General features: G+C 65.3%; 25 protein-coding genes. 5 read left to right on the forward strand and 20 right to left on the reverse strand.

Annotated elements, in window-relative coordinates:
- Nucleotides 1-74 precede the first annotated feature (74 nt).
- Nucleotides 75-1688, reverse strand: coding sequence for an ABC transporter substrate-binding protein (locus AB7A72_RS13050; RefSeq protein WP_369460224.1), 1614 nt, complete (start codon nucleotides 1686-1688; stop codon nucleotides 75-77).
- Nucleotides 1689-2036: 348 nt separating this feature from the next.
- Here AB7A72_RS13050 and AB7A72_RS13055 point away from each other — a divergent pair, with 348 nt between their 5' ends.
- A complete protein-coding gene (locus AB7A72_RS13055; RefSeq protein WP_239809891.1) occupies nucleotides 2037-2597 on the forward strand; it encodes a DUF1439 domain-containing protein in 561 nt (186 codons plus the stop codon).
- Nucleotides 2598-2683: 86 nt separating this feature from the next.
- Nucleotides 2684-3379, forward strand: a complete 696-nt coding sequence (locus tag AB7A72_RS13060) for a glutathione S-transferase N-terminal domain-containing protein (protein WP_239809892.1) — start codon at nucleotides 2684-2686, stop codon at nucleotides 3377-3379.
- Between the two features lie 64 nt (nucleotides 3380-3443).
- Here the strand turns inward: AB7A72_RS13060 and AB7A72_RS13065 are convergent, their stop codons facing one another.
- The 9 genes from AB7A72_RS13065 to AB7A72_RS13105 form a co-directional block, all read right to left on the reverse strand.
- Nucleotides 3444-3800, reverse strand: coding sequence for a RidA family protein (locus AB7A72_RS13065; RefSeq protein ID WP_230780068.1), 357 nt, complete (start codon nucleotides 3798-3800; stop codon nucleotides 3444-3446).
- A 38-nt stretch (nucleotides 3801-3838) separates the two neighbouring features.
- Complete coding sequence (locus AB7A72_RS13070) at nucleotides 3839-4978, reverse strand: NAD(P)/FAD-dependent oxidoreductase (RefSeq protein ID WP_369460225.1); 1140 nt, start codon at nucleotides 4976-4978, stop codon at nucleotides 3839-3841.
- Nucleotide 4979: 1 nt separating this feature from the next.
- On the reverse strand, nucleotides 4980-6377 hold the full coding sequence (locus AB7A72_RS13075) for an FAD/NAD(P)-dependent oxidoreductase (RefSeq protein WP_369460226.1): 1398 nt from the start codon (nucleotides 6375-6377) through the stop codon (nucleotides 4980-4982).
- Nucleotides 6370-6711, reverse strand: a complete 342-nt coding sequence (locus AB7A72_RS13080) for a (2Fe-2S)-binding protein (protein WP_312527823.1) — start codon at nucleotides 6709-6711, stop codon at nucleotides 6370-6372. Before AB7A72_RS13080 ends, AB7A72_RS13075 begins: the two co-directional genes overlap by 8 nt.
- Nucleotides 6701-7843: an NAD(P)/FAD-dependent oxidoreductase gene (locus tag AB7A72_RS13085; RefSeq protein ID WP_369460227.1), complete on the reverse strand. Its 1143-nt coding sequence runs from the start codon at nucleotides 7841-7843 to the stop codon at nucleotides 6701-6703. Before AB7A72_RS13085 ends, AB7A72_RS13080 begins: the two co-directional genes overlap by 11 nt.
- 9 nt (nucleotides 7844-7852) lie before the next feature.
- The gene (locus AB7A72_RS13090) at nucleotides 7853-8647 is read right to left on the reverse strand and encodes an ABC transporter permease (protein ID WP_230780082.1); all 795 of its coding nucleotides are present in this window, start codon (nucleotides 8645-8647) and stop codon (nucleotides 7853-7855) included.
- A gap of 3 nt (nucleotides 8648-8650) precedes the next feature.
- The gene (locus AB7A72_RS13095) at nucleotides 8651-9481 is read right to left on the reverse strand and encodes an ABC transporter permease (RefSeq protein ID WP_312412202.1); all 831 of its coding nucleotides are present in this window, start codon (nucleotides 9479-9481) and stop codon (nucleotides 8651-8653) included.
- A gap of 25 nt (nucleotides 9482-9506) precedes the next feature.
- Nucleotides 9507-10559: an ABC transporter ATP-binding protein gene (locus tag AB7A72_RS13100; protein WP_312835125.1), complete on the reverse strand. Its 1053-nt coding sequence runs from the start codon at nucleotides 10557-10559 to the stop codon at nucleotides 9507-9509.
- Nucleotides 10560-10670: 111 nt separating this feature from the next.
- Complete coding sequence (locus AB7A72_RS13105; RefSeq protein WP_239809898.1) at nucleotides 10671-11705, reverse strand: ABC transporter substrate-binding protein; 1035 nt, start codon at nucleotides 11703-11705, stop codon at nucleotides 10671-10673.
- A 219-nt stretch (nucleotides 11706-11924) separates the two neighbouring features.
- On the opposite strand from AB7A72_RS13105, the gene AB7A72_RS13110 reads away from it, so the two are divergent.
- The gene (locus AB7A72_RS13110; protein WP_021028161.1) at nucleotides 11925-12845 is read left to right on the forward strand and encodes a LysR substrate-binding domain-containing protein; all 921 of its coding nucleotides are present in this window, start codon (nucleotides 11925-11927) and stop codon (nucleotides 12843-12845) included.
- Between the two features lie 10 nt (nucleotides 12846-12855).
- Here the strand turns inward: AB7A72_RS13110 and AB7A72_RS13115 are convergent, their stop codons facing one another.
- Genes AB7A72_RS13115 through AB7A72_RS13125 form a run of 3 tightly spaced genes read right to left on the reverse strand, consistent with a single transcriptional unit; the run spans nucleotide 12856 to nucleotide 15618 of the window.
- Complete coding sequence (locus AB7A72_RS13115; RefSeq protein ID WP_369460228.1) at nucleotides 12856-13827, reverse strand: Bug family tripartite tricarboxylate transporter substrate binding protein; 972 nt, start codon at nucleotides 13825-13827, stop codon at nucleotides 12856-12858.
- A gap of 22 nt (nucleotides 13828-13849) precedes the next feature.
- On the reverse strand, nucleotides 13850-14236 hold the full coding sequence (locus tag AB7A72_RS13120; protein WP_369460229.1) for an AtuA-related protein: 387 nt from the start codon (nucleotides 14234-14236) through the stop codon (nucleotides 13850-13852).
- Entirely contained in the window at nucleotides 14233-15618 is a 1386-nt protein-coding gene (locus tag AB7A72_RS13125) for an acyclic terpene utilization AtuA family protein (protein ID WP_369460230.1), read from the reverse strand. Before AB7A72_RS13125 ends, AB7A72_RS13120 begins: the two co-directional genes overlap by 4 nt.
- 80 nt (nucleotides 15619-15698) lie before the next feature.
- On the opposite strand from AB7A72_RS13125, the gene AB7A72_RS13130 reads away from it, so the two are divergent.
- Both AB7A72_RS13130 and AB7A72_RS13135 read left to right on the forward strand, forming a co-directional pair.
- Nucleotides 15699-16598, forward strand: a complete 900-nt coding sequence (locus AB7A72_RS13130; protein WP_239809902.1) for a LysR family transcriptional regulator — start codon at nucleotides 15699-15701, stop codon at nucleotides 16596-16598.
- 22 nt (nucleotides 16599-16620) lie between these two features.
- A complete protein-coding gene (locus tag AB7A72_RS13135) occupies nucleotides 16621-17973 on the forward strand; it encodes a hypothetical protein (protein ID WP_369460231.1) in 1353 nt (450 codons plus the stop codon).
- 21 nt (nucleotides 17974-17994) lie between these two features.
- Here AB7A72_RS13135 and AB7A72_RS13140 read toward each other — a convergent pair whose 3' ends face one another.
- The 7 genes from AB7A72_RS13140 to metX all read right to left on the reverse strand — a co-directional run bounded on the left by AB7A72_RS13140 (nucleotide 17995) and on the right by metX (nucleotide 26173).
- Nucleotides 17995-19689 carry a glycosyltransferase gene (locus AB7A72_RS13140; protein ID WP_369460232.1) on the reverse strand — a complete coding sequence of 565 codons (1695 nt, stop codon included), beginning with the start codon at nucleotides 19687-19689 and terminating at the stop codon, nucleotides 17995-17997.
- A 1-nt stretch (nucleotide 19690) separates the two neighbouring features.
- Nucleotides 19691-21664 (reverse strand): tetratricopeptide repeat protein, encoded by a 1974-nt coding sequence (locus AB7A72_RS13145; protein ID WP_369460233.1) that lies wholly within the window; start codon nucleotides 21662-21664, stop codon nucleotides 19691-19693.
- A gap of 169 nt (nucleotides 21665-21833) precedes the next feature.
- The gene (locus AB7A72_RS13150; RefSeq protein ID WP_369460234.1) at nucleotides 21834-22235 is read right to left on the reverse strand and encodes a YkgJ family cysteine cluster protein; all 402 of its coding nucleotides are present in this window, start codon (nucleotides 22233-22235) and stop codon (nucleotides 21834-21836) included.
- Between the two features lie 116 nt (nucleotides 22236-22351).
- Nucleotides 22352-22714: a Rieske (2Fe-2S) protein gene (locus AB7A72_RS13155; RefSeq protein WP_312412143.1), complete on the reverse strand. Its 363-nt coding sequence runs from the start codon at nucleotides 22712-22714 to the stop codon at nucleotides 22352-22354.
- A 95-nt stretch (nucleotides 22715-22809) separates the two neighbouring features.
- Nucleotides 22810-24288 carry a M20 family metallopeptidase gene (locus tag AB7A72_RS13160; protein ID WP_312412144.1) on the reverse strand — a complete coding sequence of 493 codons (1479 nt, stop codon included), beginning with the start codon at nucleotides 24286-24288 and terminating at the stop codon, nucleotides 22810-22812.
- 143 nt (nucleotides 24289-24431) lie between these two features.
- Complete coding sequence (gene metW / locus AB7A72_RS13165; protein ID WP_239809909.1) at nucleotides 24432-25019, reverse strand: methionine biosynthesis protein MetW; 588 nt, start codon at nucleotides 25017-25019, stop codon at nucleotides 24432-24434.
- A complete protein-coding gene (gene metX / locus AB7A72_RS13170) occupies nucleotides 25016-26173 on the reverse strand; it encodes a homoserine O-succinyltransferase MetX (RefSeq protein WP_312412145.1) in 1158 nt (385 codons plus the stop codon). Before metX ends, metW begins: the two co-directional genes overlap by 4 nt.
- Nucleotides 26174-26274 lie beyond the last annotated feature (101 nt).

Below are 26274 nucleotides of genomic sequence, written 5' to 3' on the forward strand. Positions count from 1 at the left end.
CAAGTGCCGTGCCACTACCTATTCCTCATCGCCCACGCCGGGGTGCAACACCCCGGCTGCCGCAAGCGCCTTGCTTACTTGGCGGGCTTGACCGACGTCGCCAGCGTGTACTGGTCGCGGCGGCCTTCGTAGCTCAGCTCTTTCTTGAAAGCCCAGATGCTGCTTTCAAAGTGCAGCGGGATCAGCGGCACGTTGTCCAGTGCGATCTGCGTGGCTTGCTCCAGCATGGCCTTGCGCTTGGCAGAGTCCACCGTCTTGGCCGCCGGGATGTAGACCTTGTCGAAATCGGCATTGCTGAACGCGCCGTAGTTGCTGGTGCCCAGGCCCTTGGGCGAATCGGTGCTGGCGACCCACAGCTGGAACAGGCCCGAGGCTTCGCCGTTCTCCGAAGGCCAGCCACCCATCGGGAAGCTGAACTCACGCTTGGCGCGCTTGGGGAAGTAGATCGAGGCGGTCATCGCATCGACCTTGGTCTTGATGCCGATGCGGGTCAGGTACTGCGCGACGGCTTGCGAGATCTGCGCATCGTTCATGTAGCGGTCGTTCGTCGACGACAGGGTCATCTCGAAGCCATTGGGATAGCCGGCTTCGGCCAGCAGCTTCTTGGCGCCTTCGGGGTCGAACTTGATCTCGGGGGCCTTCACGCTGCCAAACATGCCATCGGGCATGTACTGGTAGGCGGGGGTGGCCATGCCGTCCATCAGGCGCTGCACGATGGCCTTGCGGTCGATCGCCATGTTGATGGCCTTGCGCACGCGCAGGTCCTGCAGCGGGTTCTTGCCATCGGGGGCGGTCACAAAGGGCGACTTGTCGCGGCCGATGTCGGGCTGGAAGAACACCAGGCGGGTGGATGGCGTGGCAACAAAGGCCAGCTTCTTGTCTTCCTTGATGCGGGCCAGGTCGCGGGCGGCCGGGTTCTCGATCAGGTCGTAGTCACCGGACATCAGACCCGTCAGGCGCGGGCCGGCATTGGGCACGGCCACCATCTTCACGGTCTGCCAGGCAGGCTTGGCGCCCCAGTAGCCGTCATTGCGCTCCAGGGTGATGGCATTGCCCTTCACATAGGACTTGAGCTTGAACGGGCCGGTGCCGATGGCCATCTTGCCGCTGTTGAAGTCGGCCACCGTGGGCCAGGGGCCCTTGTAGCCGCAGCCTTCCTTGGGCGCGAACCTGAGCTTGTCGTGCTTGATGATGCTGCTGGAGATGATGGGCAGGTTGCGTGCAAATTCGGCCGGGATCAGCGGCACCGGCTCGGCGGTCTTGACGATCACCGTCAGGTCATCGGGGGTCTGCACATCGGTGATCAGCTTGGTCGTATCCATGTACGACTGCGAGACATTGGTCTCGTTGTTCAACGTGCGGCAGATGGTGAACAGCACGTCCTGCGACGTGAAAGGCGCGCCGTTGGAGAACTTCACATCCTTGCGCAGCTTGAACTCCCAGGTCAGGTCGTCCAGGTTCTTCCATGAAGTGGCCAGCGACGGCACCAGCTCCATGCTCGCGGTACGGCCCACCAGCGAGTCATAGACATGCGCCGAGAACGAGTCGTTCGTCGTCATCTTGTGGTAGTGGGGATCGGCCGCTGTCGGCTCGGAGGCCAGGGCGATGGTCAGGTGTTGGGCGTGGGCTGCGCCAATGAGCGAGGCACCCACCAGCGCCAGGGCGCGCTTGTTCAATGCGAAATTCATGTCTGTCCTTGGGATCTTGGCTAGCACTGCCCGCAGGCAGCGCTTTCGAGCCGGAAGGCAGGACGATGGCGCACCCGCGTGCGCCATCGTCCGCAGCCGGAAAGCCTGCGAATTCTCACACGAAAATTACATCGACTCACGCGCACGCAGACTGCGAAAAGTGGGCATTTACCCCAATAAAACAAGGAGATGGGAATTAATCAAAGCTTATTGTTCGTGCAACACACAATGTTATGCAAGCTGCGCAACAATGCGATCCCTGTGGGTGGGAAAATCCAGCACAGCGCCCGGCCTCCGATAGGTACGATGCGCTCCACCCGACCTCTGCCAATACGCTTTCCACTCCCTATGCGCCGCCGCCTTTTTCTGGCCTCCAGCCTGCTCGCCGCCAGCCTGCTGGCCGCCTGCTCCTTGCTTGCCCCTCCGAGCTACACGCTGTCTGCCGCCGAGCTGCAGACGATTGTGGCCAAGTCCTTCCCCCGCTCCTATCCGTTGCTCGGCCTGTTGCAGCTTGATGTGCAGGCGCCCAGCCTGCAGCTGCTGCCCGAGACCAACCGCATCCAGGCGACGATGCGCGCCGAGATGTCGGGCAAGGTGCTGCCCCACCGGCTCGATGGCACGATGGTGCTGGACTTTGCACTGCGCTACTCGCCCGCCGACCACAGCCTGCGCGCCACCCAGGTGCAGGTCCAGTCGCTGCAGATGAACGGCCTGCCCGAGGCCATGGAAGCGATGCTGCATGCCTATGCGCCGCGCGCAGCCGAGCATGCGATGGAGGATGTGGTCGTGCACACCTTGCGCCAGGAAGACCTCGACCGGCTGGACAAGGCGGCCGATCTGCCTGCCACCTTCCAGGTCACCGCCGAAGGCCTGCGCATCGAATTTGTGAAGCCCCAGGACGCGAAGTAGGCCGACAGGTCCGCGCACAATCTGCTTTATGCTGCTGGCAGGGCGCACACCTGCCAACCGCCTGCCTATCGTCTGGAGATTTCCCCATGAGCACCCTTGCCGATTTCAGTATCACCCGCAAATGGCCGGCCACCCGGCCCGATCTGCTGCAGCTGTATTCGCTGCCCACGCCCAATGGCGTCAAAGTCTCCATCTTGCTCGAAGAGCTGGGCATGCCCTATGAAGTGCACAAGATCAGCTTCGAGAGCAGTGACCAGACCTCGCCCGAGTTTGTCGGCACCTTCCCGAACAACAAGATTCCGGCCATCATCGACCCCAACGGCCCGGGCGGCCAGGCGATTGCACTGTTCGAGTCCGGCGCCATCATGATTTACCTGGCCGAGAAGACCGGCATGTTCCTGCCGCAGGACCCGGTGCTGCGCTACGAGACGCTGCAGTGGCTGATGTTCCAGATGGGCGGCATCGGCCCGATGTTTGGCCAGGTCGGGTTCTTCAACATCTTTGCCGGCAAGGATTTTGAGGACAAGCGCCCGCTGACCCGCTATGTGGACGAATCCAAGCGCCTGCTGACCGTGCTGAACAAGCACCTGGCGGGCAAGGAATGGGTGGCCGGCGATACCTACACGATTGCCGATATGGCCATCTTCCCCTGGATCCGCAACATGATCGTGCGCTACAACGCCGAGGCCCTGATCGGCTGGGGCCAGTACCCCGAAGTCAGCCGCGTGCTCAGCCACTGGCTGCAGCGTCCGGCCGTGCAGCGCGGTTTGCTGATCCCCTGATCTGCTTTGTTCTTAGCAAAAAATGCCAGCCCGAGGGCTGGCATTTTGCTTTGCAGGCGGTTGCTTAGACGGCTGCGCTCACGATGATTTCGACCAGCAATTCGGGACGCGCCAGCTTGGCTTCGCAGGTCGCGCGGGTGGGCATGTTGGCCTTGTCGGCCCATTCGCCCCAGACCTGGTTCATGCCGGCGAAGTCCTTGTCGATGTCCTTGAGCCAGATCTGCACGGTCAGCAGGCGCGACTTGCTGGTGCCGGCTTGCTGCAGGTAGCCGTCGATCTTGGCCAGCACGTCGCGGGTCTGGGCGCCAATATCGCCCGAGATATCGCCAGCGGTCACGCCCGCCACATAGACCACGCCGCCGTGCACAACGATGCGGCTGAGGCGTTCATTGCTGTCGATACGTTGGATGTCGTTGCTCATCATTTACTCCCTGAGATAAAAATACGACCGCCGCGCCGCTAGGCTGCGGTAAAGCGGTCCACACGAAACGCCGAAATCGGCAAGGTGCTGGTGCCCTGGGTCACCAGCTCGGCCACAATGCAGCCGGTAATCGGACTGAGCTCAAAGCCATGGGCAGAGAAGCCAAAGGCGTGCACGAGGTTATCAGCCCCGGCACTCGGGCTGATGACCGGAATCTCGTCGGGCATGAAGCCCTCGATACCGGTCCAGGCCCGTGCAATGCTCACATCGCGCAGATGCGGGAACAGGTCGATCACCGTCTGCGCGCTCTTGGGCATGCGGTTGAGGTCGACCATCGCATGGCGCTGGCTGGCATCGGCCTCGCAGCGCAGGCCGCCACCAATCACCACCGTGCCATTGTCGAACTGCTTGAACGACAGCGGCCGGCCCATCGCGCCCAGCACCGGCTTGACGAAAGGGGCCACACGCTGGGTCACCATCAGCATCAGGCCGCCCGCCACCATCGGTACCGGGTCGCCCACCTGCGCGGCAAAATCGGCCGCCCAGGCGCCCGCTGTGTTGACCAGCCAGGGCGCATGGAACGCGCCCTGCGCGGTGCTGGCCTGCCACATGCCGCTTTGGTGGTCCACCCGCAGCACCGGCGCCTGCTCGACGATCTGCACGCCCCGTTTTTCTGCCGCCAGGCGGTAGGCCGTGGCCACCTTGTAAGGCAGCGCATAGCCATCGCGGTCGGCCCAGATGCCGCCCACCACATGGGGCGAGATGCTGGGCACCAGCTCGCGCACCTGCTGCTGGTCCACCCATTGCTCGTGGAAGAAGCCCAGGCCGTTGAGCATGGCCACGCGTGCCTTGGCCTTGATGGCATCGGCCTCGTTCTCGGCCACCTGCAGCTGGCCCGAGGGCACAAAGCCGCCATCGCTGCCGATGATGTCGGCCAGGCCATGCCAGAGCTGCTCACGCGCGGCCAAGGCCAGCGGAATCTCGGCCGCATGGCGGCCCAGGGTGCGCACGCCACCGGCATTGACGCCGGAGGCATGGCGGCCGCAGTACTCGGCCTCCAGCAGGCGCACGCGCAAACCTGCCTTGGCCAGCTGGAAGGCGCTGGAGAGGCCTTGCAGGCCGCCCCCAATCACCAGCACATCGCTGCTGCCCGATGCCGGGCTGGCTATGCCGCCCATGTCACACGCCTGCGGCCAGCTGGGCCAGCGACAACGACTTGAGCGGCGGACGGATGCGGTAGTAGCCCACGTCCTGCGGTGAGAGCTTCGCTTCCCTGGCGATGATTTCGGTCACCGTCAAACCGCATTGGCGGCCCTGGCAGGGGCCCATGCCGCAGCGGCTGAAGGACTTGGTCTGGTTCGGGCCCACACAGCCCAGCTGCACCTGCTCGCGGATCGCGCCGGCGGTCACCTCTTCGCAGCGGCAGACCACGACCTCGTCGGCCGGGATGCGGAACTCGTCCTTGGGGCGGTACTGCTGGTTCAGGAAGGGGCGGATGCGCAGGTGCTGCGCAATCTGCGCGCGCTGCTGGGCACCGTCTTCGCTCGCACCAAAGCCCAGGCTGTTGGCCACGGCTATGCCGGCCAACGCACCCTGCAGCTCGGCCACCAGCGCGCCGCCAATGCCGGCGCCGTCACCGGCGATATAGATGCCGGGCAGGCTGGTCTGGCCCCAGCCATCGAGCACGGGCACCCAGCACAGCTGTTCATCGTCCCAGCGGTGCTCGGCCCGCAAGGACCAGGACACCTGGGTGTTGGGCACCACGCCCTGGTGCAGCAGCACCAGCTCGCAGTCGATCTGCTGGGCGCGGCCGGCGCTGGTAAAGCCCACCTGCCGCACCGCGTCATCCCCGTCGATGCGCAAGCCACCCACATCCTTGAAGAAGGGAATGCCGGCCGACTTGATCTCGCGCAGCAGGCCCAGGCCCTTGCGCACATAGCCCCAGCCGGCCAGCAAGGATGTGGCATGGCGGATCGCCAAACGCCAGTCGGTGCCCGCCGAGGTGTCGAGCACCGCGCGGATGTCCACACCGGCGCGCAGGTACTGCGCCGCCAGCAGATAGAGCAAGGGGCCGCAGCCGGCCAGCACCACCGGCACCTGGGGCACGACGGCGGCGTTCTTCAGCAGGATCTGGCCGGCACCGGCGGTCATCACACCGGGCAGGGTCCAGCCCGGCACCGGGAAGGGCCGCTCCATCGCACCGGTGGCGATCACCAGCGACCGGGTCTCGATGCGGATGGTGCGGTCATTGCGCAGCACATGCACGGTCTTGTCGGGGTCGATCTGCCAGACCGAGGCGCCGGCCCAGTGCGCCAGGCCACTGGCGCGGACCTGCCCGGCCAGCGATTTGCCGTAGACATAGTCCGCACCCAGGATGCGCTCGCGCTGGCCATCGGTCTCGGTGATGCTGCGGTAGATCTGGCCGCCCACCTGGGGTTGCTCGTCGAGCAGCAGCACATCCAGGCCGCGCCGCTGGGCCGCCAGCGCGGCGGCCATGCCGGCAGGGCCGGCGCCGATCACGACCAGGTCGCGCACCTGGCTGGGCGCGTCGTTCAAAGGGATAGCGGGGTTAGACATGCTTGGCCTCCTGCGCGTCCAGCAGGCTGGGCGCCGCCTGCATGGTGGTCACTTCCATGCCGTCTGCGGGGGTGATCAGGCAGGCCTGCTGGTTGGGCCGGCCATTGACGTCGACCATGCACTCAAAGCACACGCCCATCATGCAGTACGGCGCGCGGGCGCCCTGGCCCACCGGCGAGACGCGCACCGCGGTGATGCCGGCCGCCAACAGGCCAGCGGCCAGGCTGGCGGCCGGCGACATGCGCACCACGGTGCCGTTGACCAGCACCGACACCGTGCCAGCGGCCCCGGCCTGGTGGCCAGGGAGGTATTTGAAAAGGGCTTTAGATGCCATAGGGTTTCACTTCCGTTTCCGGCGTAAATCGGGTTGCCGGGAATGCCTCGATGGCGGCCGGCCGCAGGCCCGTGGCCACCCAGGGGGCGATGCAAAAGACGTGTTGGGCCGCCAGGGTGACGCCGCTGTGGCAGGTCACGGCAAACGCGCCCGGGTGGCTCTCGGACTCCTGGTACATCGGGAAGCCATCGGGCGACATCACCCGCAGCGCAGCCCAGGTACGCACCACGCGGGCGTTGGCCAGCGCCGGGAAGCACTTGACCGCGCGCGCCGCAATCCTGGCGTTCACCGGCACGCGCACCATGTCGTCAAAGCCCAGCTCTTCCATCGAGTCGCCGATCTGCACCGTACCCTCATCGGTCTGGCGCACATAGTTGGTGGGGTGCGGCAAAAAGGGCTGCACCCGCTCGGTGATGAAGACCTGGCCCTTGTTGGGCCGCACCGGCACGAACATGCCCACCATCGCCGACAGCTGTTGCGTGGCATGGCCGGCGGCAATCACGATGCGCGGCGCCTGCCAGACATGCGCGCCCGCGCTGACATGGAAGATGCCGCCTTCCTGCCGGATCGCACTGACCTGCATGCGGTTGTGGATGCGTGCGCCGTTGGCGATGTTGGCACTGTAGAGCGCGCGCAGCAGCTTCAAGGGGTTGCAGTGGCCGTCCATCGCCGAGTAGGTGGCGCCCGCGACCTCCGGGCCCAGGCCCGGCAGGTGCTGCGCGGCCTCGTCGCGGCTCAGCACCGTCGTGCGGTAGCCGGGGTCGCCCACCTCGGACTCCAGCCACTGGAGCTTGGCCACGCGCTGGGACATCTCTTCCTCGCTCAGGCAGATGTGCAGGCCGCCGGGCTGCATCAGCTCGACGTCGATGCCGGTCTGCGCCTGCAGTTCATCGCGCAGCGCAGGCCACTGGCGGGCCGAGCCAAAGCTCCAGCGGGCGTAGTCCGCCATGCCGTGGCCCTTGCCCTGCACCCAGACCAGGCCGAAATTGCCGCGCGAAGGGCGAATCGTGTCGTCCGCACCATCGAGGACCGTGACCGACAGACCCTGGCGCAGCAGCCCGTAAGCCACGGAACTGCCCACCAGGCCTCCGCCGATCACAATGACATCGCTGCTATGTGTGTTGTTGTTCATTGTTGTCTCTCAACCTTTGCCAATCAGGACCTTCTCCAGGCCGACCAGCTTGTCCAGGATGACCATCAGTACCAGCGTGCCGACGATCAGCACGGTGGAGACCGAGGTCACCAGCGGGTCGATGGTCTGCGCGATGTGGTTGTACATGGCCACCGGCAAGGTCATCGTGCCGGGGGTGGCCACGAACACCGTCATGGTCAGCTCGTCAAAGCTCTGGATGAAGGACAGCATCCAGCCGCCGGCGATACCGGCCATCAGCATCGGCACGGTGATGCGCATGAAGACGGTGCTGCGCGATGCGCCCAGCGACAGGCCGGCATGCTCGATCTCGCGGTTCATGCCGGTGGCCGCAGCCAGCACCATGCGCAACGCATAGGGCATGATGCAGATCACATGGGTGAACATGAGCCAGAAGAACGAGCCCGACAGCCCGGCGATGTTGAAAAAGCGCAGGAAAGCCGCACCCAGCACGACGTGGGGGATCATCAGCGGCGACATGAAGAAGGCCATCAGCACCTCGCGGCCGGCAAAGCGGTAGCGGGTAATGGCCAGCGCAGCGGGCACCGCCAGCGCGATGGCGATCGATGCCGACGCCAGGCCCAGCTTGGCCGAGAACCAGAAGGCCGACTTGATCTCGGTCGCGTCGAGGATGGCGCGGAACCAGCGCAAGGACAGGCCATCGGTGGGGAAGGAGATGAAGCCCTTGTCGGTAAAGGCCACCGCCACCACGACGGCCAGCGGCGCCAGGATGAAGGTGATGAACAGCGCGTGGTAGACCAGCGCCAGAGGACTGTTTTTTTGCATGGCTCAACCCTCGAAGACAGCTTTGAAGCGGCGCTCGATCCAGCGATTGCAGCCCACGATGATGACGACATTGGCGACCAGCAGCACCACGGCAATGGCAGCGCCCAGCGGCCAGTTCAGGGTGTTGAGGAACTCGTCGTAGGCGGCCGTGGCCACCACCTTGAGGCGGCGCCCGCCCAGCAGTGCCGGCGTGGCAAAGGCCGATGCCGACAGCGCGAAGACGATGATGCTGCCCGAGAGGATGCCCGGCAGCAGCTGGGGCAGCACCACACGGCGGAACACGGTGCGCGGGCTGGCACCCAGCGAGAGGCCGGCGTTCTCGACCTGGGGGTCGAGCTTTTGCAGCGAGGCCCAGACGGAGATCACCATGAAGGGCACCATCACATGCACCATCGCAATGGTCACGCCGGTCATCGTGAAGGCCAGGCGCAGTGGCTCATCGATGATGTGGAACAGCATCAGCCCCTTGTTGATCAGGCCGTTGTTGCCCATCAGGATGGACCAGCCCAGGGTACGCACCACCACCGAGATCAGCAGCGGTGCCAGGATGATCAGCAGAAACACACCACGCCAGCGGCCGCGCATGCGGGAGATGATGAGGGTCTCGGGCACCCCCAGCACCACGCAGAGCACGGTGACGATGGCCGACATCAGCGCGGTGCGGCCAAAGATCTCCAGGTAGTAGCTGTCGCTGAAGATCTCCAGGTAGTTCTTCAGCGAATAGACCTTCTGGATGCCTTCCATGCCATTGAAGACATTCAGTGACAGAATGGCCGTCAACGCCAGCGGCGCCAGCAGCATGGTCACAAAGACCAGCAGGCCGGGCCCGGACATGGCCCAGGGTTTCCAGCGGTTCTTGCTATCCACGGCTGGCCTCCTGCTGGGTCAGCACGCGCACATCGTCGGGCGACCAGTTCAGGCCCACCTCATCGCCCTCATGCAACGCAGCGCGGCGCGCATTGGGCAGACTGATGTGGATGTCGCCCAGCGCGGTGCTGACATTGACCACCCACTGGCTGCCCAGGAACAGCAAGGTCTTGATCGTGCCGGGCAGGCCGCCTTCGCCAGCCGGGGCCACCGCGATGCGCTCGGGCCGCAGGTAGACCACGACCGGGCCGCTGTCCACCGGGCTGGGCGCGCCCAGCACCATGTCGGCAATCTTCACGGTCTCGCGGCTTTGGGCCTGGCCTTCGAAGCGGTTGGTCTTGCCCAGGAACACCGAGGCAAAGTCGCAGCTCGGCTTGTCGTAGATGTTCTGCGGCGTATCGACCTGGGCGATCTGGCCGTTGTGCATCACCGCAATGCGGTCGCTCATCGTCATCGCTTCGACCTGGTCATGCGTCACCAGGATGGTGGTGATGCCCAGCTGGCGCTGGATGGCGCGCATCTCGACGTGCATTTCCTGGCGCAGCTTGGCGTCCAGGTTGGACATGGGTTCGTCCAGCAGCAGCACCTCGGGCTGGATCGCCAGGGCGCGGGCAATGGCCACGCGCTGGCGCTGGCCGCCGGAGAGTTCACGCGGGTAACGGGCACCGAGGCCATGCAGGCGCACCAGCGCCAGCGCGTCCTGGATGCGCTTTTGCATCACGTCGCGGCTGAGCTTGCGCATCTCCAGCCCGAAGGAGATGTTCTGCTCCACCGTCATGTGGGGGAAGAGCGCATAGCTCTGGAACACCACGCCCATGCCGCGCTGCTCGGGTCGCAGCTGGGTGATGTCCTTGCCGTCGAGCACGATGCGGCCCTGGCTGGGGTCCAGAAAGCCGGCAATCATCTGCAAGGTGGTCGTCTTGCCGCAGCCCGAAGGGCCGAGCAGCGATACAAACTCCCCGCGATGGACGTCCAGGTGGAAGTCCTTAACGGCAACAAAATCCCCGAACCTCTTGGCGAGGCCCTCGATACGTAGAAAACTCATGTGAAACTCCGGGGCCTGCAGCCCGCGTGGGGCGGCGCGGCAGGCCTGTGTATGACTGCTGGCGGGTGAACGCCTATCCCTGGCGTCCTGAGTGGGGCCAGGGATGAAGGTTTAACGCTCTACCGTACGGTTCCAGCGGTTGGTCCACTCCGAGCGCTTGACGTTGACGATCTTGTAGTCCACGGTCTTCAACTGGGCGATCTGTTCCGGGCCATAAGGCACTTGCTTGGCGACCTTGTCGTCGAGCTTGACCTTGCTGTTCATGGGGCCCCAGGCCTGGGTCTCGGCCAGCGCGGTTTGCGCCTCCGGGGTGTAGAGGAACTGCACGAACTTCTGCGCGCCCGCCTTGGGCTGCTTCTTGGCCACAGGGCAGACGGAGGTGAACAGCGCAAACGCGCCTTCCTTGGGGTAGACGAACTTCACCGGAAAGCCGGTATCGGCCAGCGCCTTGACACGGCCGCTGCCCCAGACGCCGATGACGGCATCGCCGTTCTGGAACAGCTCGGTCATCTTGCCCGGCGATGGTTCCCAGGCCAGCACATTCGGGCCCACCTCCTTGATCAGCGCCTGGAAGCCGGGGTCGATGTTGTTGGCGCCGCCACCGTTCATTTCGGCAAACATCAGCAGGGTCTGCAGACCGTAGCCGTTGTTGATCGGCGGGATCACGGTCTTGCTCTTGAACTTCTTGTCCTTGAGGTCGTTCCACGAGCTGGGAGCGGCCCAGCCGGCCTTCTTGAAGGCCTCTTCGTTGTAGAACAGGCCCGTGGCGATGACGCCCAGGTTCAGCGACTTGTTGCCCGCCGTCTTGGCCATCGGGTAGAGGTCGTTGTAGACCGGTGCGGCCTCGATGTCGCCGCAGAAACCGAACTGCACCGCCTGCTCCATCGGGCCGTCGTCCATCAGCGCCACATCGTATTGCGGGTTGTTCTTTTCGGCCTGCAGTTTGGCGAGGGTGTCGGTGGAGTTGCCGGGCACATAGATGACCTTGTTGCCGGTCAGCTTCTCATAGGCCGGAATGATCTTTTGCTTGAAGGCGGTCTCGGTAGAGCCGCCATAACCACCGACATAAATGTCTTCAGCATGGGCGATGCCAGCGGTGGCAGCAAAGGCTGCGGCCAGGGAGAGAGCCAGACGGGATGCAGTCATCGAAATTACCTCCAGAAAGTAGATGGGAACCAAGTGGAATTCAATCTGTCTGGTAGCCAATGATAGGCATCTGCAGGCAAAATTGAATCGGTGGATTCCTGCTTCAATGCCTTAATGGGATGGAAATTTCTCAATCGATAAGTCATTGAAATAACGACAAAATTAGTAATTTTGTAGACTATTCGATTGCATTAGGCCATTAACTCATGTCTTTACAACATGGATAAGAAGATCACACTGCGCCATCTGGAGGCGTTTCGCGCGCTGATGCTGCGCCGCTCGGTCACCGCAGCGGCCCAGTCGCTGGAAGTGACCCAGCCCGTGGTGACACGGCTGATCGCCGAATTCGAGGCGCGCATCGGCATGCCGCTGTTCGAGCGGGTCAAGAGCCGGCTGCAGCCGACGTCGGCTGCGACCTTGCTGCTGGAAGACGTGCACCAGGCCTTGATGGGCATCGAGCGCATCCGCAACATCTCCGAGAACGTGCGTTTTCGGCGTCTGCAGCGGCTGGAGGTGACAGCCGCCCCCGCCATGGCGACCTCGTTCCTGCCCAGCGCCATTGCCAAGTTCAGCGCCCAGTTCCCCGAGACCCTGGTCACCTTGCACATGCAGGCCTCGCCGGCCGCACTGGACATGGTGCAGGCCGAGCGCTGCGACATCGGCTTTGTGATGCTCTCGCCCGACCACACCCGCTTCAAGGGGCTGGAGACCCTGGTGATCGGCAAGCTGGTGGTCGCCGTGCCCGCCGGCCACAAGCTGGCCCGCAGAAGCAGCCTGTCACCGGTCGACTTTGTCGATGAACCCCTGGTGTCGCTGCCGACGATGATGGAGACGCGTACCAAGCTCGACAGCCTGTTCCTCGTCAACCGCGTGCAGCGCCGCGTGAACATCGAGACCCAGATCTCGTACGCCGCCATCAAGCTGGTCGAGGCTGGCGCCGGGCTGGCGATCATCGACCCGCTGACCGCCTGCAGCTACCACGGGCCCGATGTGAAGTTTGTGCTGTTCGAGCCCGCCGTGCCCTGCGAGTACTCGATGGTGGTCTCCAACCGCCATGCCTCTACCCTGGTGCTCAAGCCCTTCATCGACCTGGCCAAGGCAGAAATCAAACGCATGCTGCCCAAACGCTGGATTCTTTGAGAAGCGCGGGTTACTCCGGCGTAATACCTGCCGCCTTGATCACCTGCCCCCATTTGGTGGTCTCGGTCGCCTGGAACTGCGCCAGCTCGGTCTGGCTGGTGGTCCAGGGATCCGAGCCCGACATCTCGAAGAAGGACTTGGCAGCGGCGCTGCCCACCGCCTGGCCCAGCAATTGGTTGAGCCTGGCGCTGACGGCAGCGGGCACGTTGGCGGGCGCATAGGCGGCAAACCAGTAGCCCATGTCATAGCCCTTCACACCGGCCTCGGCAATCGTCGGCACATCGGGCAGCTGGGCGCTGCGCTTTTGCGTCGAGTAGCCCAGCGCGCGCAGCTTGCCGGCCTTGATCTGCGGCACGCCGGTGGAGACGTCGGTGATCATCAGGTTGATCTGGCCGCCCAGCAGGTCGGTGATGGCCAGCGGATTGCTCTTGTAGGGCACATGCAGGATGTCCACATCGGCCAGCTGCTTGAGCATCTCGCCGGCCACCCGGCTGGACGAGCTGCCGCTGCCAAAGCTGAGCTTGCCCGGGTTGGCCTTGGCATAGGCCAGCAGCTCGCCCACCGATTGGTAAGGCGCATTGGCCGGCACCACCAGCACCTGACCGCCCTTGCCCAGACCGGTGATCGGCGTGAAGTCCTTGACCGGGTCATAGGACAGCTTGCGGTAGAGGTGGATATTGGCCGCATGCGTGGTGTTGGTGGTGATCAGCACCGTGTAGCCATCGGCCGGGGCCTTGGCCACCGCCTGCGCCGCAATCATGCCGCTGGCGCCGGCCTTGTTTTCGACAATCACCGGCTGGTGCGTCTGCTCGGTCACCGCCTGGCCCAGCGCACGGGCCAACTGGTCGGTGGCGCTGCCGGCCGCAAAGGGTACGACAAAGGTGATGGGCTTGGACGGGAAGCTCGTTTGCGCGAAGGCCAGCGGGCTGATGGCCAGGGCCGAGGCACAGGCCAGCAGGTGGCGGCGGGTGGAAAATTTCATCTTTTTGTCTCCGGTTGGTTTCTTATTCCGTGGGGGCTGGGAGGGCCGCATCGGCCGGCCCCACCAGATGGGCCTGCAAATGCAGCGGCAGCACGATGGGCATTTGCAGCACGCGAAAGCACAGGGTCTTGCCATGGCTGTCGAGGTTCAGCGCGTCGTTGACGCCGCCGTCCAGCACCTCGTCGAGCACCAGGTTCATCGCCTGCAGCTGGGGCAGCAGATAGCGCTGCACCTGGCGGGGCTGGCGGTCGGCAAACAGCGCGGCAACCGCCGCTTCGGTGACTTGTGCGCAGATGGCATCCCAGAGCGCGGGGTGCCAGGCGATCACGCTGATGTTGGAGCGGTTGCCCTTGTCGCCGGTGCGCCCATGGGCCAGGCGGTAGAGCGGGACGGTGATGTGGTCGTTCATGCGGTGGCCTCCTCTTGCGCAGCCCAGACAAAGCCCGTGGCAATCAGTGCCTGGGGCACCAGGCAGGAGACCATGCCCAGGCGCTGGCGCATATGGCTGCGCACGCCACCACCACCGGCGGGCCCGCAGCAGTACAGCGCATTGATCTCGCGCGGCAGGCGGGCTGCGGTGGCCTTGTCGGCATGCTGCCAGGCCATGCGCAGGCGCACATCGGGCGATGCGGCCGACAGGTCGACGCCGGCCAGCCAGTCGCTGGCATCGTTGCCCCAGACGCTGGTGACACCGATCAGGTCGCTGCGCAGCGGCGCAATGCCCTGCAGGCGCTGGGCGACGGTCTGCGCGGCCAGCCGCGCACGCTCGGCCGCACGCGGGCCGGCGTAGGAAATCTCGGCCTCGGCAAACCAGCCCGAGGCATAGCAGGCGTTGACCTTGAGCGCCTCCGGGCGCGGATGGCCGACGACGCCCTCCAGCCGCACGCGGTTCTCGCCCTCGGCCCACACCTGGGCCTGGCTGATGTCGGCCACCACATCGGGGGTCAGGTAGCAGCGCGGGTCGTGGATCTCATAGAGCAGCTGCTCCTTGACGGTGGCGGTGGTGATGCAGCCGCCGGTGCCCTCGGGCTTGAAGATGCTGCAGTGGCCGCTGTCGTCGATCTCGGCGATCGGGTAGCCCAGCTGGTCCATGCCGGGCACGTCCTTGTAGCCGGGGTCGGCAAAATAGCCGCCGCTGACCTGGGTGCCGCATTCCAGCAGGTGCCCAGCCATCGTCGCGCGGGCCAGGCGGTCCCAGTCGTCCCAGGCCCAGCCAAAATGCGCCATTGCCGGGCCCAGCACCAGTGAAGGATCGGCCACGCGGCCACAGACCACAATATCGGCGCCCGCCTGCAAGGCCTCGGCAATTGGCCGCGCGCCAATATAGGCATTGGCGCTGACCAGCGGCTGCTCTGGCATCTGCGCACCCAGGGCCTGGGCCAACATGGGCCGGTGGGCCGGGCCGCTCAGGTCATCGCCCTGCACCACGGCAATACGGGGGGCGCGCAGGCCCAGGCTGCGGGCCAGCGCGGCAATGGCGCGGGCAGCGCCCTGCGGGTTGGCGGCGCCAAAATTGCTGACGATACGGATGCGGTGCGCCAGGCAATCGGCCAGCACCGGGCGCAGCAGCTCCAGCAGCAGCGGCTCGTAGCCGGCATCGGGGTCATCGCGCCGGGCGAGCTGGGCCAGCGCCAAGGTGCGCTCGGCCAGGGTTTCAAAAATCAGAAACGCGGGCTGCTGCAACGCGATCAGCGCCTGCACCACCGGCGCTGCCGCATCCACCCGATCGCCTGAAAAACCAGCCGCGCAGCCAATCAGCATCGGCGCACTCGGTGTCTTGTCTGTCTGCATAGCATCTCCTGCAGGCCACTATAGAAAATAGGCTCTATGTTGTGAAATCGATAATTGAGATTGATTAATCTGCAACGCAAATGAATCTTTCCCACCGCGATATCCAGGCCTTTCTGGCGCTGGCCAGCCAGAAGAACTTCACCCGCGCAGCCAGCCTGTGCCACCTGTCCCAACCGGCGTTCAGCGCGCTCATCCGCGCGCTGGAGGCCACGGTGGGCCTGCGCCTGTTCGAGCGCAGCACCCGGCATGTGCTGCTGACGCCCGAGGGCGAGCAGTTCCTGCTGTCGGCCCAGCGGCTGGCCGCCGAATTCGCTGCCTGCGAACAAGCCATGCGTGATACCGCCCAGCTCGCCCAGGGCCGGGTGAGTGTGGCGCTGCTGCCGTCGCTGGCGGCGGGCTGGCTGCCCCCGGTGCTGCGCAGCTTTGCGGGCCAGCACCCAGGCGTGCAACTGCAGGTGCTTGATGTGCTGTCCGAGCCCTGCATTGCCGCCGTGGCCAATGGCGATGCAGACTTTGCACTGGCCGCCATCCGTGCGGACACGCCCGATCTGCGCGCCGAGCCCTTTTGCAGCGACCGCTTTCACCTGGTCTGCCCGGTGGACCACCCGTTGGCTGCGCGGGACGAGGTCCAGCTGTCCGACCTGGCCGCCTGGCCCTTTGTTCACCTGGCCCGCCACAGCAGCGTGCGCCAGTACCTGGATGCCGCCTTCTTCCCCCAGACCATGCAGACCCTGGTGGAGGTGGAGCAGCTGGCCACCGTGATGGGCCTGGTCAAGGCCGGCCTGGGGATCAGCGTGGTGCCGGCCCTGACCTTGTTTCACTTTGTGCAGCCTGGCCTGGTCACCCGGCCCCTGGATCTGCCCGGCAGGGACCGCCAGATCTACATGGTGCGCAGGCGCGAGCCCAGCCTGTCGCTGGTGGCGCAGGCGCTGTACCAATTAATGCAACAAAAACGCCCAGATTTCTCCCATATTGGCTGATGCGCTCTACACTGCAGCGCTGATGCCTTTGACCAGCCCGCCCCTGACAACGCCCGTCGGCGCCCCTCCTCTGCCCTATCTGGCGCTGCGCACCCGGGTCTGGTCGCTGCTGGCCTGGGCGGCGCTGTTTGCGCTGCTGGCCTGCGCCATGCGCATGCTGCTGAGCTACCCGCTGTGCGTCAACGACGAGCGCAACTGGATTGGCATCGCCCAGCAGCTCGACCAGGGCGTTGCCTGGCCGGTCTCCGGGCCTGCGTTTGTGAACACGCTGCGCCAGGCGGCATGGGTGACCAATTCCAGCCATGCGCAAGTGATGCCCTGGATGGGGGTCTGCGGCGTGTTTATCGTCGTCGGCGGCCTGAGCTGGGGCTACTACCGCCTGGGACTCAAAAGCTTGGTGCCGGTGTTTGCCACGTTGGCGCTGTCAAGCTACTTCTGGGCACCGCTGATGGAGGCACGCCCGCAGCAATGGGGGCAGCTGGCGGTGTTTCTGGGCACCATTTCGGCCTGGCGCTGGCTGCAGCACCGGGGCGGCCTGGCCTTTTTCCTGGCGCTGCCGGGGGTGGCCTTCACCCATATCCTGAGCCATGCGGTGCTGGTGTTTCTCTGCCTGGTGCTGGTGGCAGCCCATGGCATGGCGCAGCGCCGCTGGAGCCTGCGCCACCTGACCGTTGGCGTGCTGTGCACCGCCAGCTTTGCCGTCTATGCCTGGCCCGGCGGGCCGTATACCGATATGCTGCGCGACCTGCGCCAGGCCCATTTCCAGCACTGGCCGCTGAGCCTGCCGGCCTCCCTGGCGATGCTGGTGGCCGTGGCGGCAGCGGCCTGGGCCAGCCGCCGCTGGTGGCACGGCGACATCCATTGGCCCACGGCCGCAGTGGCAGGCCTGCTGCGCCACCAGCGCGCTGCGGGATGGTCGCTGTGCATCGCTGCGCTGCTGATGCTGACGATGCAGGCCTATCTGCTGCCGCCTGCGGCCTGGGCGCCCTATGGCGGCTCCTGGCTGCGGTTTGTGCTGTTCCAGTCCGGCAATCTGCTGTTTGCCGGGTTCTTGCTGGTGGGCGCCGGCCGCTGGCTGGGCGGCTTTCACCACCACCGCATCGATCCGGGCATGGCGCGTTTCCTGGTCTGTGTGCTGGCGGGCATTGCGCTGCTGGGCCTGCTGGCCGTTGCCGCCTCGTGGTGGCTGCTGGACACCAACTGGATGCTGCGCGTGCTGAACTACGGCATCTTCTTTGCCGCAGCACCCGCTGCGCTGGGCATGGAGCATGTCACCCGCCTTTGGCCGCGCTGGCGCCGGGGCTTGCTGCTGGGCGCGGGCATGGCCGCCAGTGTGCTGGCCGTCGTGCGCCCGCCGATGCTGCTGGGCTGCTGAGCCAGCAGCGCCCAGGCACCCCTAACGCACAAACAAATGCCGGCCGACCAGCGCATGGCGTGCGCGGGCCCAGGCGGCCACTTCCTCACCGCGCAGCAGCAAGGCGGTGCGCCCCAACTGCAGGTGGCGGATACCGCGCCGCGCCAGCCAGCGCTGCCAGATGCCCGCTGGTGCTGCCTGGGGCGGCTCACTGCCCGTCTCGCCCAGCAGATCGGCAGCCGCCCGGATGGACAGCGCACTGAGCACCTGCTCGCGGGCCAGCCGCTGGATCAGTGCCACCACATCGGACCAACCCAGCTCGGCCAGTGACACATACGCTAGGCCGCCCAGCGCTTGCGGATCCGGGCTGCGCTCGCCGCTGGCATCGACGCAGAGCAGCAGGCTCCCGGGATGGGCAGCCTGCCACCGCTGCAGCAACGGCCATTGCGCGGCCTGCTGCACCACGGCCACCTGCAGGGGCCGGGCTGCTGCCGCTGGCGGGCGCAGAATGGGCAGCCCCTCCGTGGCAGGCCGGATGCTGGCGTAGACCTCGGCAATGCGGCGCTCGCACTGGCCGATCGTGAAATAGGCGTCCGCCGCCTGCTGCGCCGCCAGGCCCCGCTCGGCCAGCAGCGCCTTGGCGGCCAGCGCCTGGCGGATCGCTTCTTTCCAGGCCTGGACCTGGTCGGGCGCATAGCACTGCCCGCTGCCCGACTGCCCCACGACCCAGGACATGCCCGAGCCATCGAGGTCGGAGGCAATGCAGGGCTTGCCATGCTGCATGGCTTCGATCAGCACCAGGCCAAAGGCCTCGGTGCGCTCGCGCGACGCGAGCGCGAAGATATCGCAGCTGTTGAACAGCGCATGCTTTTGCGCCTCGCTCACCTGGCCGAGCAGCAGGACGTTGGCGCAGCCCTGCTGCGCACGCTCGCGCGCAATCAGCGCTTCGAGCTCCTTGCGCTGCTCGCCTTCACCGGCAATGATCAGCTGCACATCGGCAAAGCCGGCCACCGCCGAGATCAGGGTGTCAAAGCCCTTGTAGTAAGTCAGCCGGCCCACCGACAGCACGCGCAGCCGCGCATCGCCCCAGAGCTGCAGTTGCGGCGCCTCGGCCTGGGCCTGCTCCAGCACCTCCTGGTGCAGCGGCTTCAAGCCCAGCGGAATGGCCAGTGTTTTGAACAACCAGCGCTGCAGTGGAACGCTGGCGGCCATATACGGTGGCGACGTGGCCAGGATGGCCGCGCTTTGCCGCAACAGCTTGGTCTCGAACGGCCGGTAGATCTGGTAGCACAGCTGCAGCACGCGGTCCCATTGGGAGATCAGCACATCCGAGTGCCAGTGCGTCACCCAGGCAACGCGGCGCGCGGCCGGCATGATGAGGGCCCAGAATGCCGCGTTATTGGGCATGTGCAGATGCAGTACCTCGGGTTTGAAGGCGCGTATCGCCCGGTGCAACGCCAGCGGAAAGCCCAACGCAATCGGCGCGAACACCAGGGTGATCTGCACCGGCACGCGGATGAGCCAGGGCGGGTCATCGGGCAAGGGGTCGCCATGCACCACCGCGCGGGCATCGATGCCGTTGGCACGCTGCTGCTCGATCAGATCGGCCAGAAACGATTCCATGCCGCCCCGGTAAGGCGGATAGAACTTGCCCACATGCAGCACCCGCTGCGGCGCCTGCTCGGGCGGTGCATGCAAGGGCTCGGCGCCAGGCCGGCGCCACCAATTGCGCCCCATGTTATTGGCCGCCTTGCAGTTGCTGCAGCAGCCGCTGGTAGACCGGATTGGCCGGGTCCATGGCGCTGGCGCGTTGCAGGTTGGCAATGGCCTGGGCCCGGTCGCCCTGCTCGCGGTAGGCCAGGGCCTTGCCGTAGTAGGCCGGCGGGTTGGGCTGGCGTGCCAGCGATGCATCAAAGATCTGCAGGGCCTGCGCAAAATCGCGCTTGCCGATGAATGCGATGCCCAGGCCCACTTCCAGGCGGGTGTTGCCCGGCGACATCTGCAGCAGGCGCTGGTAATTGGCAATGGCCACATCGTAGTGGCCCGAGGGAATGGCCACCTCGGCCTGCTCGAGCAGAATCTTGGGCAACAGCACCGCTTCGGGCTGCATGCTCAGCGCCTTGGCGTAAGCCTGGAACGCCGGCTCCATCTGCTGGGTCATCTTGTAGGCGGTCGCCTGGTGGTAGGCCAGCGCTGCATTGTCAAAGCCCTGCTTCTGGGCGCTGTCGAATGCAGTGATGGCCTCTGGGTAGCGCTTGAGCAGCTCCAGCGCCATGCCCCGGTTGAACTGCGCAGAGCCCAGTGGCTCCTGCAGCGCAACGGCCTTCTCGAAATCCTGCAGCGCCTGCTCGTAGTTCAGGTTCTCCAGCAGGTAGGCGCCCCGGTTGATGAACGGGCGCCAGCGGCCAAAGGCATTGAATGGCGCCTGCAGGTCCACCTTCTGGGCCGCATCGCTCCAGGCGCTGTATTCGGTCTTGAGGCTGAGGCTGCGCTCTGCGGCCAGCGCCGTCAGCACCAGACCGGCCGCGCAGGCCAGCGCCACCATCAGCTTGCGCGGAAAGAGCAGCAGCACCAGTGCCAGCAGGGCCGGCAGCAGCATCGCCCAGATGTAGCTGCGGTACAGCACAAACGGGTCTTGCAACCAGCTGGTAACAAACTCGGTGCTGAACAACAGTGCCGTACACAGCAGCACCAGGCCCACCAGGCCCCAGGCATCGCGCTTGCGCAGCAGCAGCACCGCGCTGCCAATCACCAGCGCCACGTAGCCCAAGCCCCCCAGCAGATGGGGCAGGCTGCCAAAGCCCAGCGGGAAGACCGGGCGCAGATCCAGCGCCATCCATTGCACATTGGGCAGCAGCCACAGCAGGCCATACTCGAAGAACAGCTTGCCCTGGTTGAGCAGGCTCAGCGGGTAGATCGACGCGGTGATCCCCGGGTAGAGCTGCTCGAGCTGGCGCACATAGGCCCAGGAGGTGTCATCGGTGGCCACGGCGCCGACAAAGGCGCCCAGCTGCGTCCACAGCAGCGCGGTCAGCACGCCGATGAGCACCACGATCGCCGCGCCAATCGCCAGCAGCTTTTTCCAGGACGGCCGTTTGACAAACACATAGAGCGGCAAGGCCAGAGCCGGCAGCACCACCGCATGCTCCTTGCTGACCAGTGCGCAGAGCAGGAAGACCACCGCCAGCGCTGCCCATTGCAGGCCTGCACCGGCCAACGCGCGGATATAGGCCCAGCAGGCCAGCGCGGAAAACAAGGTCATCATCACCATGCTGCGCTGGACCAGATAACCTACTGCATAGACGCCCACGGGATGCACCGCAAACAGCGCGACGGCGGCAAAAATAGCGATGCGGATATGGGTGTCAAAACCCGGCTCGGCCCGCGCTTCATCGGAAAACGCGGTGTGCCTGAACAGTTCGGTCACCAGCAGCCAAATGGCATAGCAGGTGGCCAGGTGCAGCACGATATTGAAGGCACGCTGCACGGCCATACTCTCGCCGAACAGCGACTGTATCCAGACAAAGCTGCCATAGGACAGCATCCGCACCTTGGGCTCGATCAGGCTGCCATAACGGCCAAAAATGGTGCCGTCCGACAGCCGTCCGTCGTCAAATACCAGGCTGTTGTGCAGGCCCAGGCCATAAATCGTGAGGACGGCGGCCAGGAGCGCCAGCACGCCCAAAGACCAGAAAATTTTTGATTTTTGCATCGGCTAGTTGGCTCAGTAGTGCCCCAGCCTTGCGTTTGCAGGGACCGGGCAGCACCTGCGGCAGGTGCGCGAGCCATTCTAGAGGAGTATTAAGCCTCTGTATAAGCCAGGCCGGGCGCTGAGCCAACAGTCCGCTCCGCACAGCGCTGGATCATCAGGGGCGCGGCATTTATTGCAAATCTTTGTGCCCATATGCACAAAAACCCGGTTTGGGCCCTTTTTTCGGATGCAGGCGGCAGGTCTCTGGCCGTTTTTCATAAACGGTGCAGCGCCGCGCCACCGGGTCGAGAAACTGGCAATCGCCACTGGCGCGGCGCGCCATCGTGAAGATATTGTGCTTGGGGTTGTAATGGTCGATCAGCCGGGCCTTGAGCAGGCGCTTGGCGATCAGCTTGTGCGCGATGTTGTCGACCTCGAAGGCATCGACCAGGCCCAGGCGCACCAGGTCGGGCAGCTGCACCTCCAGCGGCATCGTGCAGCAGTTGGCTGCGCAGCTGTCGCAGAGCCCGGCCTTGTACTTGGTCCAGGTCTCCAGGCGGTCAACATCAACGATTCGGATCGGGGCTTTCATGGCGGGGCGCTGCGCGAGCGGCCCGGCAGGAGCGGCCGCTCATTTTTGAAGGCCGCCAGTATCGCGCCAAAGCGATGTCTGGGGCGCGCGCTGGGGCATGGTGACCTGGCAGGCGCTCAGCCCTGCTTCAGCCACACCGCGCCATCGCGCTCTTCCACCGCCACCGCGTCGAGGCTGGCACCCCGGCAGGGGCCGCCGACGCATTTGCCGGTATCGGGCTGGTAGATGGCCCCATGGTAGGGGCACAGAATGAACTGGCGGCCACTCTCCAGAATGTCGCCATCAAAGTCCATGGGCACGCTGGCGTGCTGGCACTCGTTGATCCAGCCGTGCAGCTGGCCCTGCCAGCGGATCACAAAGGCCTTCTGGCCATTGGGCAGCTGGAAGAAAAAGGGCTTGCCATTGTCCTGCAGGTCGGCGCTGGCACCCAGCGGTTCAGTGCCGTCAAACAAGATGGTGGGGGCGGTGGGCTCGGTCATGGCGGGCGCGCTGTCGTGGTTGTGGTCGTCAAAAAGAAAAGGCAGCCGCTGCGTGCCCGGGTGCACGCAGCAGCTGCCCGGCGGGCTGGTGGCCGTTATACGCTGGCCGCCGTGGTGGGCATGCTGGCAATCACCTGGGCCACGGCGGCGGTGAGCTTCTTGGCATACGGCACATGCAGGAACTCATTGGGTCCGTGCGCATTGCTCTTGGGGCCCAGCACGCCGCAGACCATCATCTGCGCCTTGGGGAAGCCGGCACTGAGCATACCCATCAGCGGGATCGAGCCGCCCTGGCCGATAAAGCCGCAGTCCGCGCCAAAGTGCGCGCGGCTCGATTGGTTGAGCGCGTTCAGGAACCAGTCGCTGGTGTTGGGGGCATTCCAGCCGTTGGCGCCGCTGGCGCCTTCCCAGGTGACCTTGGCCTGGTAGGGCGCGTTGTCTTCGAGCAGGGTCTTGAGCTCCTGCATGCACTGCGTGGCATCGACCAGCGGGGGCAGGCGCAGGCTCAGCTTGAAGGCGGTGTAGGGGCGCAGCACATTGCCGGCATCCTGCAGCGCGGGCAGGCCCTCGGCACCGGTGACGGACAGGGTCGGCTCCCAGGTGCGCTTGAGCAGCGCCTGCGTCGGGTCGGTGGTGGTGGGCAGCGCAAACAGGCTGGAGCCATTGCAGTCGAAATGCGCCCAGGGGAAGCGCTTGTACAGCTCGTCGCCCAGAATGCCGGCCGTGGCCTGCGCCTGGGCCAGGCGCTCTGCCGGCACCGCGCAGTGAAAGCTCTCGGGCAGCAGGCGGCCCGTCTTGCTGTCTTCCAGGCGGTCGAGCACCTGGCGCATGATGCGGAAGGACGATGGCACGACGCCCGAGGCATCGCCCGAGTGCACGCCTTCGGTGAGGATCTCGACCTTCAGGGTGCCCGCGACCATGCCGCGCAGGCTGGTGGTCAGCCACAGCTGGTCGTAGTTGCCGGCGCCGCTGTCCAGGCAGATCACCAGGCCCACATCGCCCAGGCGGGGCTTGAGCATGTCGATGTAGACCGGCAGATCGCCCGAGCCGCTTTCCTCGCAGGTCTCGATCAGGCCGACGATGCGCGGATGCGGCACATTCTGGCGCTTGAGTTCCTGGATGGCGGCCACGCTGGCGTAGGTGGCATAGCCGTCATCGGCGCCGCCCCGGCCATAGAGCTTGCCGTCTTCGTATTTGGGGGTCCAGGGGCCCAGGTCATTGCGCCAGCCGGAGAACTCGGGTTGCTTGTCCAGGTGGCCGTACATCAGCACCGTCTGCTCGCTCTGGGCCTGGGTCGCAGGCACCTCGAAGAACAGCACCGGCGTGCGGCCCGGCACGCGCACCACTTCCAGTTTCAGCCCTTCGACCTTCTGCGCCTCGATCCAGCTGGCGGCATTGCGCACCACGGTGTCGATGAAACCATGCTGCTCCCAGTTGCCATCAAAGCCCGGCGACTTGGCGGGGATGGCGATGTAGTCGGTCAGCTGGCGAAGAATATCGCGGTCCCACTGCTGGCTGATATGGCTGAGGGCAGCATCGGCTTGCAGCTGGGCGGCGTCGAGGCGGGCGTTCATGGGCGAATCTCCTGGAGGTGCTGCCACGAAAAGGGCAGCCGCAGGCATAAGCGTACCAGCGCAGGCGCCACCCGGCTATCGCCTGCGGCAAAGCCCTGCTGCCGTTGTACAGCGCAGAGTCCGCCGCGTGGCGCGCCGTGGGCTCAGGCGTGCTCGAAGTGGAACACCGCCGTGCCGGCACGGGCATTGGGCAGCCAGCGCCGCACCTCGCCGTTCTGCAGGCCAAAGCTGTCCAGAATGTGCAGCTTGTTCTTGAGCGCCAGCACCTCGAAATCCTTGAAGGTGCCGACGCGGATGTTGGGCGTGTCGTACCACTGGTAGGGCAGGCGCTTGGTCACCGGCATGCGGCCTTGCAGGATCGACAGGCGGTTGGGCCAGTGCGCAAAGTTGGGGAAGGCGACCACGCCTTGCTTGCCGATGCGCGCAGTCTCGCGCAGCATCACCTCGGCATTGCGCAGATGCTGCAAGGTGTCGATCTGCAGCACCACATCAAAGCTGTTGTCCTCGAAGATGGCCAGGCCGTCTTCCAGGTTCAGCTGCAGCACGTTCACGCCCCGGCGCACGCAGGCCAGCACATTGGCGTCGTCAAACTCGATGCCATAGCCGCTGCATTCGCGCTCGCGCTGCAGGTAGGCCAGCAGGCTGCCATCGCCGCAGCCCAGGTCCAGCACGCGGGCGCCCTTGGGTACCAGGTTGGCAATGGCCTGGAAGGTGGAAGAAGACTCGGTCATGCGGCCTCCTGGCTGCGGGGCAGGCCGGCGCTCAGTTCGCGGGCCATGTTTTCAAAATAGGAGCGCATCACGCCCATGTAGCGGGCATCGTCGAGCAAGAAGGCATCGTGGCCATGGGGCGCGTCGATCTCGGCGTAGCTGACGGTGCGGCGGTTGTCGAGCAAGGCCTTGACGATCTCGCGGCTGCGCGCTGGCGAGAAGCGCCAGTCGGTGCTGAAGCTCACCAGCATGAAGCGCGCCTTGGCGCCGGCCAGCGCCTGGGTCAGGTCGCCGCCAAACGGCTTGGCCGGGTCGAAGTAGTCGAGCGCACGGGTGATCAGCAAATAGGTATTGGCATCAAAGTAGTCGCTGAACTTGTCGCCCTGGTAGCGCAGATAGCTCTCGATCTGGAACTCCACATCCTGGGTGCTGTATTTCAAGTCCAGGCCTTCGCGCAGCTGGCGGCCGAACTTCTGGTTCATCACGTCATCGCTCAGGTAGGTGATGTGGCCGATCATGCGCGCAATGCGCAGGCCGCGCTTGGGAACCACGCCTTCTCTGTAGAAGTGGCCGCCGTGGAAGTCCGGGTCGGTCACGATGGCGCGGCGCGCCACCTCGTTGAACGCAATGTTCTCGGCCGACAGACAGGGGGCGCTGGCCACCACCACCGCATGGCGCATGCGGTCGGGGTACTGCAGGGTCCAGGACAGCGCCTGCATGCCGCCCAGGCTGCCACCCAGCACGGCGGCCAGCTGGCGGATGCCCAGCCGGTCCAGCAGCAGCGCCTGGGCATTGACCCAGTCCTCCACCGTCACGACCGGGAAATCGGCGCCGTAGACCGCGCCGGTGTCCGGATTCAGGTGCATGGGCCCGGTCGAGCCAAAGCAGGAGCCCAGGTTGTTGACGCCGATGACAAAGAAATGGTTGGTATCGACCGGCTTGCCCGGGCCGATCATGTTGTCCCACCAGCCCTCACTCTTGGCCTGGCCCTCGTAATGGCCGGCCACATGGTGCGAGGCATTGAGTGCATGGCAGACCAGGATGGCGTTGGAGCGGTCGGCGTTGAGCTGGCCGTAGGTCTCGTAGGCCAGATGGTAGTCGCGGATGGAGGCGCCACTTTGAAGAGGGAGCGCCTCCGGGAAATGCATTGATTGGGGTGTCGCAACGAATGACATAAAAAACCCGGCAACGCTAAAAACGAGGCCGGGTCGATGGAATGCAGTCGCCTACCGAGTCTTTAGCTGGATTTATAAAGCGCCCGCAAGCTGAAGCAAAT

Origin of the sequence: Comamonas sediminis (genome assembly GCF_041107495.1) — a bacterium.
GTDB lineage: Bacteria > Pseudomonadota > Gammaproteobacteria > Burkholderiales > Burkholderiaceae_C > Comamonas > Comamonas sediminis.